Below are 18,189 nucleotides of genomic sequence, written 5' to 3'. Positions count from 1 at the left end.
TCAATTGAATATGTATTACTTAGAGATTAAAGACTTAAGTTAAGTACTAAATAAAAATATATTTCTTTAAATAAATCTTCTACAAAATATTAATATTTTGTTACATCTATCCTTATCTATTTCTCTAATATATATATTTGTTTTTAATACAATTTATAATGTATTCTTAATTAATTAATAAATGAAAGAAAACAACATTTATTTAAACGCTCTACTAACTAGTGATTCTAATATAATTAAAGAAATTTACCAGAAAAACTTTATAAACGTAGAACGGTTTGTAATACAAAACAAAGGGCAAAAATCTGATGCGCAAGATATTTTCCAAAAAGCATTAATGCAATTAACCGTGCGTTATCACAAAGAGAAATTTGAAATTAAAACTAGTTTTGAAGCTTATTTATTTACAGTTTGTAAAAATTTATGGAGAAGAGAATTAAATAAGTCAAAAAAAGAGGTAACAATTGATGGTTTAGTTGAACTAAGAACTGAAGAGCGAGATATTGCTCTATCATCATTAGAACAAGAACGATGGGATTTTTTTCAAGAAAAATTAGAATTAGTCTCAGAGAATTGTAAAGAAATCTTAAAACGTTTCTTTAAAAGAATAGCGTATAAGGATATTGCAATAGAACTAGATTATAATGATGAAAGAGTAGTAAGACAGCGTGTTTTTAAATGCAAAGCCAAGCTAACCGAAATAATACAAAAGGATTTAAGATTTAAAGAACTACAAGTAATATGACTTTTTCTGAAGACATACTCCAACAAATTGAAAACTATTTAAATGGTAATATGAATGCCGAAGAAATAAAAGCATTTGAATACCAAATAAATGAGAACCCGGAACTTTCCGATGCAGTAACAATCAACAAAAAAATGCGATTGCAATACGGTGTGAATGATTGGGACTTTATTAAAGATGACAAAAGCAATGAAAAATTAAATGCGCTAGAGTCTTTATTAAAATCTAATGAATTTATAGAGAAAAGAAATGCTATTTCAAACGCCAGAGATTCGTACTTTAAAGAAGAAGAAGCTAAAAATTCTAATAGCAATAAATCTAAATTATACTATGCACTTGCTATAGCTGCAGTTTTAGTAATATTTTTTGGAATCTTTCTTAAAGGCAAGTCATTAACTAATCTGGAAATTTATAGTAACTATAATAATTGGGAGGAATTACCTTCATTAGTTTCTAGAAACGAAACAAATGCAGTCTTGTTATCTAGTGGAGAAGATGCTTTTATTTCTAAAAACTATAAAGTAGCTAGTGAAAAATTTAATACATATATTAATAATGAAGACGAAGTTAATCCTAGTGTATTATTATATGCTGGAATCTCTCAGTTAGAACTTGAAAACTTTACTTCTGCTTTAGATAATTTCCAAAAAGTAATAGAATCTAAATCTATAGATAAATCTAAAGGTTACTGGTATAAAGCTTTGGCTTATTTAAAAATGGACGATAGAGACAAAGCACAACAACAGCTTGAAATTATTATAAAAGACACCTCAAATTACAACTACAAAAAAGCTAAAGACATCTTAAACAAGATAAGAGAATAACTAAAACTTAATTTAGATAAAATATTAAAAGCCTTTCCTATACCGGAAAGGCTTTTGTCGATTAGCACATAGCATTATTAATAAAACCTCTCACAGTATAAAAAAAGTACTATTCTAATCTTAATAAATAATTTCTAATTATATACCTATTAGTGCAAATTCTTTAGATTTGTTACCATAATAAATCACTTTATTTTAAAAAAAATAATTTCCAGAAGATACTTTTCTAATTGTAAAGGATTTACAATATTTTTACTACAATTTAATATGACATTTAAATTTCACCATCAGGCAGTAATTATGTATAAACACCTTTATTTTTTTTCATTCTTACTTCTATTTTTAAATTGTAATAATTCTAAATTAGAAGTTAAAACTAGTAATGATTTAATTCATGAGACTAGCCCATACTTGCTTCAACATGCTAATAATCCAGTAAATTGGAAAGCTTGGAATGACAAAACATTAAGTCTTGCAAAAAAAGAAAATAAATTAATGATTATTTCTATTGGCTATTCTGCATGTCATTGGTGCCATGTTATGGAAGAAGAAAGTTTTGAAAACGACTCTATTGCCAAAATAATGAATACCAATTTTATTAATATTAAAGTAGATAGAGAAGAAAGACCAGATATAGATAAAATTTATTTAAATGCTGTAGAATTAATGACTGGCAGTGGTGGATGGCCTTTAAATTGTATTACGCTTCCAGATGGACGCCCTATTTTTGGCGGCACTTATTTTACAAAAGACCAATGGTCTAAAGCTCTAAAAGACATCTCTCAACTTTATGAAAAAAACCCACAAAAAATTATTGAATACGCTAATAAACTTACTGAAGGCATACAAAACTCTGAATTGATAAAAGTAAACACTGAAAAAGCAGATTTTAAAACCTCAACTATAGAAACTGCTCTTAATAAATGGACACAGTATTTAGATTATAAAAATGGTGGTCTAATTGGAGATACGAAATTTCCAATGCCAAGCAATTTGCAATTTTTAATGCGTTATGCATATACCAATAAAAAAGATTCTCTAAAAAACTATATAAAAACTACTTTAGAAAAAATGGCTTATGGTGGTATTTATGATCAAATTGGTGGTGGTTTCTCTAGGTACAGTGTAGATAAAAATTGGCGTATTCCTCATTTTGAGAAAATGCTTTATGATAACGCACAATTAGTAAGCCTATATTCCAAGGCATATTTAGCAGAAAATAAAGATTTATATAAAGTAATTACTATAGAAACATTAGACTTTATAGAGCGTGAATTAACAGACACTAATGGTGGTTTTTACTCCTCCATTGATGCAGATAGTAAAAATGAAAAAAATGAATTAGAAGAAGGTATCTTTTATAGTTGGACTAAAGATGAATTAAAATTATTATTAGAGTCCGATTTTAATTTGTTCGCTTCTTATTATAACATAAATAATTACGGTAAGTGGGAAAAGAATAATTATGTTTTAACAAAAACAAAATCGGACATAGACTTCGCTAAATTAAATAACCTATCTATTACTCAACTACAAACTAAAGTCCTCGCTTGGAAAAAGACACTTTTTAATCACAGAAAAAAAAGACAATCGCCCAGACTTGACGATAAAATGTTAACGTCTTGGAATGCCTTAATGCTTAAAGCCTATGTAAATGCCTACCAAGTATTTGGAAATAAAAAATATTTAGATACTGCTCTTAAAAACGCAGATTTTTTAATAAATAATCAATTACGAAATGATGGTGGTTTAAACCATAGTTATAGAAATGGAAAAAGTACTATTGATGGTTATACCGAAGATTACGCAACTGTTATAGACGCATTTATAACTCTATACCAAGTTACTTTAAACGAAAAGTGGTTAAATACGGCTAAAAATTTAGCAGATTATACTATTTCAAATTTTATAGAACAAAAAAACAAACTGTTTTATTACACAAATAATAAAGCCAAAAATATAATTGCAAGAAAAGTAGAAATTCATGATGGCGTTATTCCTAGTTCTAATTCTATTATGGCTAATAACCTTTTTAAACTAGGGCATTATTACTCCATTAAAGATTACATTGTTACTTCTCAAGAGATGTTAAACAATATGAATAAAAACATTAGCGCTTCTCCATCTGCCTATTCTAATTGGTTAATGCTTATGTATAATTTTACAGATCCTTTTTATGAAGTTGCCATTTCTGGAACAGATGCTCAAGAAAAAATACGAAAACTAAATACTCATTACTTACCAAATATATTAATTGCAGGAGCAACTAAAGAAAGTAACATTCCTTTAATGCAAAATAGATATAATCCCGATAACACTTATATATACATATGCGTTAATGGTACATGTAAACTACCAATAACATCTACCAGTGAAGTTATCTCTAAATTAAAATTATATTAGTATTTATATTGAGTTTTAAATAAACCCTTTTTCTTTGGCCAGATTTACAAGTTCTTTATCGCCATAGTTTTTTACATCAAACACCTCTTTTAGTTGTCTTTTTCGCTTTTCAATTCCTGCCATAGATAATGGTAAAATATTAGGCAATTCTTTCATTTTCGTACCTATAGATAGTTCATACAATAATTGCCTATCTATCCTATCTAAAACAAAATCATTAGATATTTGTTTTCGCATTAATTGAATAACAGTTTTAGTATAAAACGGAGGTTCGGTAATAACTGTTTTTACGGCCATAACTAGATCTTTTGGCGTAATATCATTTTTTATTAAAAACCCATCAGGATTAATGTTTTTTAGAATACTATGAACTCGATAATTGTCATTTAGTGTTGTAGATAATATAATCTTAGATTCTGGTAATAGTTCATTGATTTTATGACCTATATCTTCTCCAGAAAGGTATTTTTTATCACAAGAAGGTGGTAATCTAATATCTAAAAATATAATATATTCTGTTTCACTTTTCGTGGCTGCGGTAATTTTCTCTACAGCAGAATCACAATCATTTGCTACATCAATTTCAAATACTAAATCTTTGTCTTTAGAACTAATATAGTTTAGTGCGTTCTTATAGGCATCAACAATTAATGGATGGTCATCAATTATTAATACGTTGTACTTTTTCATACTTAATTACTATTGATAGGGGTTTTTACAATAATTTCTGTTCCTTGGTTTTTAGTAGATGAGATAATTAACTCAGCTCCAAGTTTTTTTGCTCTAGAAGATATATTGAGTAGACCTATACCTTTAGCCGCCTTTTTCACATTAAATCCTATGCCATCGTCCGCCATTGTTAAATTAAGAATATTATCTCTTATATCAAAATCAATACTAACGTTTTTGGCTTTAGAATATTTATTAATATTTTGAAGTGCTTCCTGTATTATTCTATAAATATTAATTTTTATTTTTTCATCGACTTCATCCCAATAAATATCATCATTAAATGTAAGTGTATGTTTGTACTCTCCTTTAACATTTTGTTTCTCTAATAAATTCTCTATTAAGTCTACATAACTAAGTTTAGAGGAAAGGATTTCATTTTTAAGTTCGTGAGAAATTGTTCTTATTTCCTTTTCTATGCTTTGTAATTCGTCAATATATTTTTCATGTTTTTCTAATGCTTCTGCATCACCTTCAAGGTCTAAAAAGCCAATTCCTAATCGGGTTCCAAATAATCTACCCAAAACACCATCATGTAACTCTTCAGATATTCTATTTCTTTCTAATAATCGTCCTTCTTCTAGATTTGATTGCTGTTTTAACATTAACCTATATATCTCTTCGTTAGATTTTTGTTGCTCGCTTTCAAAAATTAGTTGTTTGTTTTTTGAGTGTTGACGTTTAACAAAATAAAGTAACGAAATAGCAAAAACAGATACTATACTAAGAGCAAAAGCTATTTTCTTTTGTTGCTCAGAACGTTTGGTTTCTTCCTGAAACTCATCAGTCTCAAAAAGTATTCTTGTAAATTTCTCTCGTATTTTTCGCTCGTTTCTTTGAAGACTATCTCCAAGTGTTATATAATTATTTAAATACTTTTTAGAGTTTAGAGTATCTATTTTTGATAACAGTTTTAATGCTACTAAATGGTCTCTATTTCTATTTGCATTTTTTGCTAGTTTATTTGCATCACTTGCAAAACTAATAGCTTGAGAGGTATCTTCTAGCTTTAAATAATACTCTGCCAAATGCAATTTATTAATAATAATTCCTGAAGTATCATCAAGACTATCTCTAATACTTAGCGCATTAAAAAAAGCTTTAGAAAGATTAGCTACATCTCCTTTTTGAAGCTTATTATATGCCAAATTATCTATTAATCTTGCATATAATTTGGGGTTTTCTATTCTTACTTTAGTATTTTCTAATGCTTCTTTTAAATAAAATATTGCTTCATCATGGTTTCCCCATTTTTGATATACTAAACTTAAGTTATTATAACTTCCTTCTTTATAAAACCTGTTGTTTTTAATCTTTTTGTCTTTAATCTTCTTCAAGAAACTCAATGCTTGATTATGGTAAAAAACAGAGCGTTCATATTCTTCTAGCTCTTTATATATAACTCCTAAATGATTATAACTTCTATACAAATTAAGATTTCTTTCTAAGGGTTTAAATTTAGAAATAGCTTTAACCATTAATTTTTCGCTTCCAGTATAATCTTTGGTATTAGCCTGAATTATAGACATGTTGTATAACATTTTGGCCGAGTAATACTTATCGCCTATAACTTCATAAAGTTTATTCGCTTCAGAATAATGGTAGTAAGCGCTATCATTAACTTCTTTTCTAGAAAAAAAGTTACCACAATTCCAGTGAGTATCTGCTATTCCAAATGTATCTTTTGTTTTTAATGATAACGATAAAGCTTCTTTGTTTACTTTTTTGAAGAAAGTGTAATTTTTTTGTCTGTATGCTTCAAAAGCAATTTTCAACAAATTCCTACCCTTTAAGGAGTCGTTTTTTAAATTCTCATTAGAATTATAAGCTTTCATTAGCCTATTTTTTCTTTGTTCTAGATTTAATGAATTCTTTTTTGACTCATTTATCCATATTGAGATACTATCTTTTCTTATAGATAAATTTTTGCTTAACGATTCATTTTTAGAGGTACAGGAAATTGAAATTGAAAAAACTCCAATTATTATAAAAAAAAGAGCATTATTATATATACTTGAGATTCTTTTCAATTAAAAAAAGTTTAAGTAAAAATAAACAAAAAAAGCCTTAACAAATCCTGTTAAGGCTCTTATTAATTATAATATTTTAGTTAATTAATCTTTATCTTCATCTATTCCTGTTTCGTCATCTCCACCTGTGGCTTGTTCTATTAATTCAGGAGAGTCGTTTTCTGTAATTTCTGTAGGCGTACAAGCGTAAAATGTACTAGTAAATAGGGCTATTGCTAAAATAATTTTCAAGGCTTTCATTTTGTGTCTTTTTATGGGTTTAAATAGGCGCCGACTATCGGCTTTTTTTAATTATGCACAATGAAGTAGGTTAAGATTTTTTTTTAATCTGTACCCTGAAAAGCTTTTCTGTTACTAAAGTATAATGTCTTTAAGGTTTTCACAATTATTCTTACCCATGTTTAGTAAAGGCAAGTATTCTATTAGCGAAATAAGGAAATGTAAGAGGAAAATTAATTAAGCGGAAAGGAAATTGAACTGGATAGTTTTTTATTAATTTCTTCAATGTTTTCAATATATGTTTTAGTGAAAGGAATATTTAAACTATGTTCATTTATATTACAAATGTATTTTCCATAATTAATTCTAGAAACATGGTTTGCATTTATAATATAACTTTTATGAATTCTTAAGAAATTATTAGGCAATACATCTTCAAATGTTTTTAAAGTTTTATAGGCACTAATTGTTTTTTCTCCTTTCATATAAAAATCGGTAGCATTATTATCTGCTTTAAGAAATAAAATCTCATCAGCATTTAAATATTGATAATCTCTATAGGATTTTAAACAAATAGTATTCTTTATTTGAGTTTGTCTTTCTTTTTTAGCCTTTAGAATAGTTTTTCTAATTTCTAATTCGGTTAAAGGTTTCAATATAAAATCATAAAGACCGCCTTTTATGGCATCGTATGCTTTACTTTTAGAATATGAAATAGCTACTATTCTTGGAGTCTTTTCACTAAACTGAAATACTTCATTAATAAATTGAAAAGGATTACTTAATGTATTATCCACGCACACGAAAATAATATCTAATGTTTCTTTTAGAATTGTATTCATTGCTGTGTTATAATCACTAGATACTCCTTTAAAAAGAAAGTCTGGATAGCTTTTAAAAACATCCATAATCTGCTTAACTGAAGAGCATTCTTTTTCTATTATGAAATAATTATTCAAAGGATTTAATTTAATTATTACTAAAATTAGTAATTAGGAACTAAACCAATATGTAAATTCTCCTTACAAAAAGTAAGGTTAAATAACAAAAGCGCTCTAATACATAGAGCGCTTTTTTATATGTTACACAGTCTAATAATTATAACTCTACCCGAAACTCATATTAGGAAGTAACATTATTTTTAATAGTTATTTAATTTAACCTTGTATCAAAATTAGTAATAATATATGTAGACTTAATACGAATTAGTCATACAAAAAGTAAGGTTTAATAATAAAAAAAGCGCCCTAAATTTTAGGACGCTTTTTAAATGTTACACAGTCTAATAATTATAACTCTACCCGAAACTCATATTAGGAAGTAACAATATCTTTTAAGAGTTATTAAATTTAGTAAAAATATATATAGACTTAATACAAATTAGTCATACAAAAAGTAAGGTTTAATAATAAAAAAGCGTCCTAAATTTTAGAACGCCTTTAAATGCTATTAAATCTATTTATATTTAAAATACAGTACTTAATCTCTTAAACACAAATTGTATTTTATAATTTGTATTAAAGTTAAAAAAAATAGTTTATAACTAAGACAGTTTTACCTTACAAAAAGTAAGGTGAGTAATAAAAAAAAGCGTCCTAAAATTTAGGACGCTTTTTAAATGTTACACAGTCTAATAATTATAACTCTACCCGAAACTCATATTAGGAAGTAACAATATTTTGAATACTTTAAATAACTACTTATTGTAACTTGAGTCAAAATTACTAATAATACATGTTAATTACAGTGTAAACTTCCGTACAATAAGTAAGGTTATTCAATAATATTTAACTTTAAAAACACCTTACTTATCTACAGCTTTATTTTATAAAAGTGTTCCTTAAAAAAAAGAACACTTTTTAGTTGCTAGAAGTCACAAACAACAACTTCTTAATTTAAATCCACTTATAATTAATTAGCAACTATTATAAATTCACTTCTTCTATTTAATTCATGTTCTACTTCACTGCATTTAACACCATTACTACAGCGATTTACAAGCTTCGTTTCTCCATAACCTCTTCCTTGTAATCTAGAACTATCTATACCTCCGTTTCTAACAATAAAATCTATTGTTGATTTTGCTCTACGATTAGATAAATCCATATTATAGTCGTCCGGCGATCTACTATCTGTATGCGAGCGTACATCTATTTTCATTTCTGGATATAATTTCATTACAGCTATTACTTTTCTTAATTCGTTAGCTGCATCTGCTCTTATATAATCTTTATCTAAATCAAAATAAATAATATTTAATCCTAATATTGTAACCAAATCTGAACCAGGTTCTGCTAGAGTTTTGCCTAAATCATTACCTGTTTTCATAAATAAAGTGCGTTCTACTGTACCTCGTGTATTACCAGTTGCAAATGGCTTCTCTGCTGTTGAATAACTTCTTTTTTGTGAACGTACAGCATACTGTGTACTGCAGGTTAAACCTTTAAATATAAATGAGCCATCATAATTAGATACTTTTTCATCTATAACTTTACCATCAGAATTTAATAAAAACACTTTAGCATCTGCTATTGGGTCATCACTTCTTTCATCTCTAACAACACCTTCCATTTTTTGTACACAGACTCTACTTGTAATTAATGGTCTTATACTTTTAAAGCTATATATATCATCATCTCCAACGCCACCAGATCTATTTGAAGCAAAATACCCTAAACCATTTTTTTTAATTATAAATGTAAAATCATCTTGTGGACTATTAATTGGTCTTCCAAGATTAAAGACTTCCCCAAATTTATTCGAGCCAGTAATTTCTGCAACAAAAACATCTAATCCGCCTAATCCTATATGGCCATCTGAAGCAAAATATATTTTATCATCTTCACTTACAAAAGGAAATGTTTCTCTTCCTTCGGTATTAATACCATCTCCTAAACTTTCTACAGTTCCAAAACCATCACCTTGAACAGGAATTTTATATAAATCTGAAAGCCCTTTTCCTCCAGGCATATCACTTGCGAAATACAAAGTTTTTTCATCTTTACTAAGCGTAGGATGAGCTACAGAATATTCATCATTATTAAATGGTAATTCTTCTACCTCCCAATCTCCAAAATCTTCTGTTCGTTTTGCTCTATATAATTTGAGTCTATTAGTACCTTCAGAATCTTCTTTATAATCTTCTTTGGTATAATTATTTCTTGTAAAATACATGGTTAAGCCATCTTTTGTAAAAACAGCTGTTGACTCATGGTATTTTGAATTGATTGTTTTATCAAACACTTCTACACCTTTACCTCTGGTATCATCGCCTACTGGCACGCCATAAATATCTAAAAATGGTTGTTCATTCCAATTATGAATCATTTTTCTTGCTGATCGTTTACTTCTATTTGATGCAAAAACTAATCGGCCTTGATAAAACGCTGGTGCAAAATCTGAAAGTGTAGAATTAAATCCTATGTTAGACAACTCAAACCTACCTGACTGTTCTTCAATTTCTTCTAAATAATTACGCTCATTAAAAAACAACTTTGCTCTATAATCTTGCCCTTTTATATCTATAAACTCTTCCATTATTTGATCTGATGCTACATATGATTTATCACTTTTCAAAGACAAAGCATATTTATACAAATAATCTGCTTCTTTGTTTCCTCTATCATATAAAACACCATACCATTTAGCTGCTTGAGTATAATCCGCTGTATAGTAATACGAATCTGCTAATCGTTTTAACAAATCTTCAGACTGGTAACCATCTTCAGCGACTTTTAAATAAGCTTCTCTAGCATCGATATATGCAAATTCTTCAAACTCTTTATTTCCTTTTTCGACAGTATTCTCTTGTGCCCACAATTGTGAACTACTTACGAGAACTAAAGCTATTATAATATGTATATATTGTCTCATATCTTAAGTAATTTTTTGTTTGGTTAGAAAAATCTTGGTGAAATCATACGATTATTTCTTTTGAATAATTCATAGCGTAGAAAAAACTCATAAGAACCATCGTTATATTGCTTTAACTCTGTTGTTTCTCTATCGTATGCAAAACCAAGCATTAATGAATCTGAAAGTTGAAAGCCAACCAATCCACTTAATGCAGCACTCCACCTATAAGCTAATCCTAAGGTTAGTTTTTTCTTTATCAATAAACTAGCAGATAAATCCACTTGAAGAGGAGAACCATCAACAGCTTTTAATAATCCAGCAGGTTTAAGTTTAAGATCACTATTTAAATCAAATGTCTTACCAGCCATTAAATAAATATTAACTCGTTCTTTGGCCGTAGCAAATGAATTATTATTTGCTGCGTTTAAATCAAAATGTTTTGTTTCTAACATATTAGGTACACTTAAACCTAAGTACCATTGTTTTGTATAATAATATATACCAACCCCAAATTGAGGTGAAAACTTATTATCTACATTAATCTCAGCTTCTGCGTCACCTGGATTAAAAGCCCCTGTATTTAACCTATTAGTATCAATATTTAGAAAATGTCCGCCTCCTTTTAACCCAAGAGCTAACTTTCTTTCTTCTGAAAGGTTTAGTGTATAACTAAAATCTAGGTCTATATATGTTTCTTGAGTAATAAAAATCTTATCATGAGTTACATTTAATCCTAATCCTACTTTTTCTCCAACGGGCGAGTGTAAAGATGCAGTAAATGTATCTGGAGCACCATCTAAGCCAACCCATTGTGTACGATATAACCCTACAAAACTTAAAACATCCCTTGAACCTGCATATGCTGGATTTATACTAAGGGTATTATACATATACTGAGTGTATTGTGCGTCCTGTTGACCATAACTAAATGTTGTACAAAAAGCCAATATCGTTATGGTTAGAATTGTTAAGAATTTGTTTTCCATAAGTTTGAATATTAAACCTAACGGAAGGTTTATTCCGTTAGGTATTTAATTATGATTTATCTTCTGTTAATATATAATGGTCCTGCTTTAGAAACATTTTCGCCCGAACTGTTGACATAGTCTAATACATAGTAATATGTCCCTACTGGTAATTTCTCTTCTTTCTTAATTGTTACACGACCCTCTGAAACGCCTTTGAAATAGTTAGCATCCTGACCATAACCTTCAACATCATAAACAACTATACCCCATCGGTTATAAATTCTCAATGTATTATTTGGATACTGTTCTATACCTCGTATAACAAATACATCATTAGAGCCATCTCCATTTGGAGTCATGATATCAAATATTTCAAGACCATCTGGAGCATTAGGATCTCCATTATTTATTTCAATATAATCAGGAATCCCATTATTATTTTCGTCTCCTGGTTCTTCTCCATTGTTAAATGCATCACCATCACAGTTTAATAATAACCATTCATCTGAAACGTCTACTATATCTTGACTATTAAAATCAAAATCACATCCATCTGTTGGGTCCGTTTCATCATCAACTTCCTGTTCATTAGAAACACTATCACCATCACAATCGGCATCATTCCATTCATCTGAAGGAGGTAATGTCTGACTTGCAACCTCAAAACTACATGAGTCTGTTGGATCTGTACCATCATTCGTTTCTTGATCATTTGTAACACCATCGCCATCACAATCTAAGGCTCCAAAGGCTCCAGAAACTGGTTCTGTTTGACTAGTTGCAGTAAAATCACAAGAATCTTGAGGATCTGTTCCATCATCTAATTCTGTTCCATTAATTACACCATCGCCATCACAATCTAAAGCTTCCCATTCTGGTGTTACAATCGTTACATCCTGACTTAACATCTCATAACTACATGGATCTAAAGGATCTGTTCCATCTGCTGTTTCATCTCCATTAGTTACACCATCACCATCACAATCTAGCATATCATATGCGCTAGTTGTCATAGAACCATCTTGGCTATTTGGATTGAAACTACAAGAATCTTGTGGATCTGTATTATCATCTGTTTCTTGTTCATTTGAAACACCATCGCCATCACAATCTTCAGCTTCCCATTCTGAATTAACAGTTGTAATATCTTGATTAGCTACATTATAATCACATGTATCTTGTGGATCAGTCATATCTATAACTTCTTGTCCATTAGTAACACCATCACCATCACAATCTGCGGTATTCCAACCTGTATCAACTGGTAATGTCATACTCATCTCGACAAAATCACAAGGGTCATTTGGATCTGTGCCATCATTAGCTTCATCTCCATCTATCACTCCATCTCCATCTGTATCTGGATCTAATGGATCTGTTGTATTTCCATTTGGATCAATAGGCGTGTCTGGATCATCTATTCCTGTTACTTCTTCTTCATTATTTAATCCATCATTATCACAATCTAAATCATTCCAAGAATTATCAGGTGTTAATGTTTGACTTCCTATATCAAAAGAACAAGGGTCATTTGGATCTGTGCCATCATTAGCTTCATCTCCATCACTAATCCCGTCTCCATCTGTATCTGGATCTAACGGATCTGTTGTATTTCCATTTGGATCGTTTGGTGTACTTGGATCATCAACACCTGTAACTTCTTCTCCATTTGTTAGTCCATCATTATCACAATCTGCATCATTCCAATCACCTCCTACTGGTAATGTTTGACTTGCTAATATTAAACTACATGGATCATTTGGATCTGTCCCATCTATCGCTTCATCTCCATCGATAACACCATCACCATCAGTATCTGGGTTTTGTGGATCTGTCATATTTCCATTTGGATCTGCTGGCGTATTTGGATCATCTACTCCTGTATTTTCTTCCCCATTGGTAAGACCATCATTATCACAATCTAAATCATTCCATAATACATCAGCTGGAGCAGTTTGACTTGCTACTACAAAATCACATGGATCATTTGGATCTGTACCATCATTAGCTTCATTTCCATCTGTAACACCATCACCATCTGTATCCGGATCAAAAGGATCTGTTGTATTTCCATTTGGATCTGCAGACGTATTTGGATCATCTACTCCTGTAAGTTCTTCGCCATTTGTAAGACCATCGTTATCACAGTCTAAATCATTCCAATTAGTATCTACTGGAAGTGTTTGACTTGCTACTACAAAATCACATGGATCATTCGGATCTGTACCATCATTAGCTTCATCTCCATCATTAACACCATCTCCATCTGTATCCGGATCTTGTGGATCTGTTATGTTTCCATTTGGATCTAATGGTGTATCTGGATCATCTATTCCAGTTACTTCTTCTTCATTATTTAATCCATCATTATCACAGTCTAAATCATTCCAAGTATTATCTGTAGTTAATGTTTGACTTCCAATATCAAAAGAGCAAGGATCATTTGGATCTGTACCGTCATTAGCTTCATCTCCATCACTAACACCATCACCATCTGTATCTGGATCTTGTGGATCTGTTATATTTCCATTTGGATCGTTTGGAGTACTAGGATCATCAATTCCTGTTGTCTCTTCATTATTTGTTAAACCATCATTATCACAATCTGCACTTTCATAAGATGCATCTGGTGTTTCTGTTTGATTAGCAACTATTAAACTACAATTATCATTTGGATCTGTACCATCAATAGCTTCTTGACCATCTGTTACGCCATCTCCATCTGTATCAGAGTCTAACGGATCTGTTGTATTCCCATTTGGATCTGCTGGCGTATTTGGATCATCTATTCCTATTACTTCTTCTCCATTTGTAAGACCATCGTTATCACAATCTAAATCATTCCATATCATATCTGCAGGTAATGACTGGCTTAATATTTCCAACGAACAAGGATCATTTGGATCTGTACCATCATTAGCTTCATCTCCATCAGTTACACCATCACCATCTGTATCTGGATCTAATGGATTTGTTGTACTTCCGTTTGGATTTGCTGTTGTACTAGGATCATCTACTCCTGTATTTTCTTCTCCATTTGTAAGACCATCATTATCACAATCTAGTGTATTATAAATTACAGTTACTATACTTAAATCTTGATCTGCAATTACATAATCACATGGATCCAAAGGATTTGTAGGAGTCTCTCCATCCGGTGGAGATAACTCGTCACCATTTGTAACGCCGTCTCCATCACAATCTGCATCATCAAAAGATGTAGCTGTCATTGTTATATCTTGATTATTAGAATCAAAAACACATGGGTCTAAAGGATCTGGATCAGTTGTATCTGGATCACCATCTCCATCATCATCATCATCACATCCATTAGTTAAACCATCCCCATCAGTATCTAATCCAGTTGTTACAACATTAGGATTTGCGCCTGTATCATAACTAGCTCCTATAACTGTTCCATTAGGATTTACTGCTAATTGAGGTTCTCCTGTGCCATAAGATCCACCATCACCTCCATCAGCATTTGAATCTTCATATGCCTCATTAGCATCTGAACAGCCATCATCATCACTATCTGTATCTAAGAAATCTGGAAGGTTCTCTCCTATGTTACCATCAGTATCAACTGGCATTCCAACTCCTGCACCTGCTGTTACTGGTATTCCTGTTGTATTATTTACTGGTCCATCGGCTATACCATCATTATTGGCATCGGTCCCTCCTGTCTCTACTGTATCATAGATACCATCATTATCTGCATCTAAGTCTAAATGGTTACTAACACCATCGCCATCTGTATCATATGCTGGCTCTACCATACCATTTACATCGCCTACCATTGGGTCGGCTGGATCATCATCTAAGTAATTTGGTACACCATCGTTATCATCATCCCCACTTGGGTCACCTGGTCCTTCTGCAACATCTAAGATACCATCGTTATCATCATCTTGATCTACGGCATCTGGAATGCCATCCATATCTTGGTCTGGTCCCATAGCTACAGTTATCGTTACAGTAGCCGTATCACAGATATCATCTGGACTTGGTCCATCTCCCGTTAAATCGTTACATACCGTGTAATCCACTGTAACCATCATACCTTGTTCACTAGCTGCTGCTGTGTATATTAATTCGCCAGTGTTCTCATCGAAACTAATAACGCCTACTCCTGATCCTGAACCTGCATCAGTAATGTAAACATCACTGCCTGCTGTGCCAGTATTGTCTGGTAAGTAATCGTCGTTGCCTAAAATATCAATCGTCTCTGCCATACCAACCATTGCCGTTGCGGTATCGTCTACTGCTATTGGGTCTTGTGGGTTTGGATCGGTTGTATCTGGATTACCATCATTGTCATCATCTGGATCGCAAGTATTTGCTATACCATCTGTGTCTGGATCTGGTCCAACTTCTAGGTAATCGGCTGTGCCATTGGCATCACTATCGGCTAATCCTGCCGCATTAGTATAAGTTGCTGCTGATACTGTTCCATCTGTATCTACTACTGCTGGATCAACACCATATTGTCCGCCATCGCCGCCATCGGCTGTGTTATCTCCAAAGGCTTCATTGGCATCACTACAACCATCATCATCACTATCTGTATCTAAGAAATCTGGAAGGTTCTCTCCTACGTTACCATCTGTATCTGTTGGACTAGAGACACCTGTGCCTGCTGATGTAGGAATACCAGTTACTGGATTTATTGCTCCATCTGCTATACCATCACCATCTAAATCTGTTCCTCCTGTCTCTATCGTATCGTAAATACCATCATTGTCGGCATCTAAATCTAAATGGTTACTAACACCATCGCCATCTGTATCATATGCTGGCTCTACCATACCATTTACATCGCCTACCATTGGGTCTGCTGGATCGTCATCTAAGTAATTTGGTACACCATCGTTATCATCATCCCCACTTGGATCACCTGGACCTTCGGCTACATCTAAAATACCATCGTTATCATCATCTTGATCTACGGCATCTGGAATACCATCCATGTCTGCATCTGGTCCCATAGCCACTGTAATTTCTACTGTAGCCGTATCACAAACATCGTCTCCACTTGGATCACTTGCTAAACTGCCATCTGGATTATAGGTGTTATCGCCACTTGGATCATTACATACCGTGTAATCTACTGTAACCAGCATACCTTGTTCACTAGCTGCTGCTGTGTATATTAATTCGCCAGTGTTCTCATCGAAACTAATAACGCCTACTCCTGATCCTGAACCGGCATCGGTTATGTAAACATCACTGCCTGCTGTGCCAGTATTGTCTGGTAAGTAATCGTCGTTGCCTAAAATATCGATCGTCTCTGCCATACCAACCATTGCCGTTGCGGTATCGTCTACTGCTATTGGGTCTTGTGGGTTTGGATCGGTTGTATCTGGGTTACCATCGTTATCATCATCTGGATCACAGGTATTTGCTATACCATCTGCGTCTGGATCTGGTCCTACTTCTAGATAATCGGCTGTGCCGTTAGCATCACTATCGCCGCCTGTTGCTGGGTAACTTGCTGCTACTACAGTACCATTTGCATTTACTGCTGCTGGGTCTGTTCCGTATTGTCCGCCATCGCCGCCATCGGCTGTATTATCTCCATAATATTCATTAGCATCACTACAACCATCGTCATCACTATCTGCATCTAAGAAATCTGGCAAGTTCTCTCCGACGTTACCATCAGTATCTGTTGGCATTCCTACACCTGTGCCTGCACTACTTGGGATTCCTGTTACTGGATCTGGTGTGCCATCGGCTATACCATTGTTATCGGCATCTGTTCCTCCTGTCTCTACTGTATCGTAAATACCGTCATTATCAGCATCTAGGTCTAAATGGTTACTAACACCATCGCCATCTGTATCATATGCTGGTTCTACCATGCCATTTACATCTCCTACCATTGGGTCGGCTGGATCGTCATCTAAGTAATTTGGTACACCATCGTTATCATCATCCCCACTTGGATCACCTGGACCTTCTGCAACATCTAAGATACCATCGTTATCATCATCTTGATCTACGGCATCTGGAATACCATCCATGTCTGCATCTGGTCCCATAGCCACTGTAATTTCTACTGTAGCCGTATCACAAACATCGTCTCCACTTGGATCACTTGCTAAACTGCCATCTGGATTATAGGTGTTATCGCCACTTGGATCATTACATACCGTGTAATCTACTGTAACCAGCATACCTTGTTCGCTAGCTGCTGCTGTGTATATTAATTCGCCTGTGTTCTCATCAAAACTAATAATGCCTACTCCTGATCCTGAACCGGCATCGGTTATGTAAACATCACTGCCTGCTGTGCCGGTGTTGTCTGGTAAGTAATCGTCGTTGCCTAAAATATCGATCGTCTCTGCCATACCAACCATTGCCGTTGCGGTATCGTCTACTGCTATTGGGTCTTGTGGGTTTGGATCGGTTGT

General features: G+C 32.4%; 10 protein-coding genes. 3 read left to right on the top strand and 7 right to left on the bottom strand.

Features of this window, described 5'->3' with window-relative positions; genetic code table 11:
- The first annotated feature begins 181 nt into the window (after nucleotides 1-181).
- The 3 genes from Q0997_RS17200 (at nucleotide 182) to Q0997_RS17190 (ending at nucleotide 3,972) form a co-directional block, all read left to right on the top strand.
- On the top strand, nucleotides 182-745 hold the full coding sequence (locus tag Q0997_RS17200) for a sigma-70 family RNA polymerase sigma factor (RefSeq protein WP_299891037.1): 564 nt from the start codon (nucleotides 182-184) through the stop codon (nucleotides 743-745).
- Nucleotides 742-1,569: a tetratricopeptide repeat protein gene (locus tag Q0997_RS17195; RefSeq protein WP_299891034.1), complete on the top strand. Its 828-nt coding sequence runs from the start codon at nucleotides 742-744 to the stop codon at nucleotides 1,567-1,569. Before Q0997_RS17200 ends, Q0997_RS17195 begins: the two co-directional genes overlap by 4 nt.
- A 267-nt stretch (nucleotides 1,570-1,836) precedes the next feature.
- Nucleotides 1,837-3,972: a thioredoxin domain-containing protein gene (locus Q0997_RS17190; protein ID WP_299891031.1), complete on the top strand. Its 2,136-nt coding sequence runs from the start codon at nucleotides 1,837-1,839 to the stop codon at nucleotides 3,970-3,972.
- Between the two features lie 15 nt (nucleotides 3,973-3,987).
- Here the strand turns inward: Q0997_RS17190 and Q0997_RS17185 are convergent, their stop codons facing one another.
- The 7 genes from Q0997_RS17185 to Q0997_RS17155 all read right to left on the bottom strand — a co-directional run.
- Entirely contained in the window at nucleotides 3,988-4,662 is a 675-nt protein-coding gene (locus Q0997_RS17185) for a response regulator (protein ID WP_299891029.1), read from the bottom strand.
- 2 nt (nucleotides 4,663-4,664) lie between these two features.
- On the bottom strand, nucleotides 4,665-6,731 hold the full coding sequence (locus Q0997_RS17180; RefSeq protein WP_299891027.1) for a sensor histidine kinase: 2,067 nt from the start codon (nucleotides 6,729-6,731) through the stop codon (nucleotides 4,665-4,667).
- Between the two features lie 84 nt (nucleotides 6,732-6,815).
- On the bottom strand, nucleotides 6,816-6,971 hold the full coding sequence (locus Q0997_RS17175; RefSeq protein WP_299891024.1) for a hypothetical protein: 156 nt from the start codon (nucleotides 6,969-6,971) through the stop codon (nucleotides 6,816-6,818).
- A gap of 212 nt (nucleotides 6,972-7,183) precedes the next feature.
- Nucleotides 7,184-7,909 (bottom strand): LytTR family transcriptional regulator DNA-binding domain-containing protein, encoded by a 726-nt coding sequence (locus Q0997_RS17170; RefSeq protein ID WP_299891021.1) that lies wholly within the window; start codon nucleotides 7,907-7,909, stop codon nucleotides 7,184-7,186.
- A gap of 952 nt (nucleotides 7,910-8,861) precedes the next feature.
- Nucleotides 8,862-10,823 (bottom strand): OmpA family protein, encoded by a 1,962-nt coding sequence (locus Q0997_RS17165; protein WP_299891018.1) that lies wholly within the window; start codon nucleotides 10,821-10,823, stop codon nucleotides 8,862-8,864.
- Between the two features lie 23 nt (nucleotides 10,824-10,846).
- Complete coding sequence (locus tag Q0997_RS17160) at nucleotides 10,847-11,791, bottom strand: type IX secretion system membrane protein PorP/SprF (RefSeq protein WP_299891016.1); 945 nt, start codon at nucleotides 11,789-11,791, stop codon at nucleotides 10,847-10,849.
- A 56-nt stretch (nucleotides 11,792-11,847) separates the two neighbouring features.
- Nucleotides 11,848-18,189, bottom strand: a 6,342-nt coding sequence (locus tag Q0997_RS17155; protein WP_299891014.1) for a gliding motility-associated C-terminal domain-containing protein, incomplete at its 5' end; no start/stop codon positions are given.

The sequence above is a fragment of the uncultured Lacinutrix sp. genome, from assembly GCF_947500325.1.
Classification (GTDB): Bacteria; Bacteroidota; Bacteroidia; order Flavobacteriales; family Flavobacteriaceae; genus Lacinutrix.
This window is presented reverse-complemented; position numbering and strand designations above follow the sequence as displayed.

Bases quoted from the DNA above. Each gene is read 5' to 3' on its own strand.
- Q0997_RS17200 (WP_299891037.1), top strand. From the start codon at position 182: ATGAAAGAAAACAACATTTATTTAAACGCTCTACTAACTAGTGATTCT.
- Q0997_RS17195 (WP_299891034.1), top strand. From the start codon at position 742: ATGACTTTTTCTGAAGACATACTCCAACAAATTGAAAACTATTTAAAT.
- Q0997_RS17190 (WP_299891031.1), top strand. From the start codon at position 1,837: ATGACATTTAAATTTCACCATCAGGCAGTAATTATGTATAAACACCTT.
- Q0997_RS17185 (WP_299891029.1), bottom strand. From the start codon at position 4,662: ATGAAAAAGTACAACGTATTAATAATTGATGACCATCCATTAATTGTT.
- Q0997_RS17175 (WP_299891024.1), bottom strand. From the start codon at position 6,971: ATGAAAGCCTTGAAAATTATTTTAGCAATAGCCCTATTTACTAGTACA.
- Q0997_RS17165 (WP_299891018.1), bottom strand. From the start codon at position 10,823: ATGAGACAATATATACATATTATAATAGCTTTAGTTCTCGTAAGTAGT.
- Q0997_RS17160 (WP_299891016.1), bottom strand. From the start codon at position 11,791: ATGGAAAACAAATTCTTAACAATTCTAACCATAACGATATTGGCTTTT.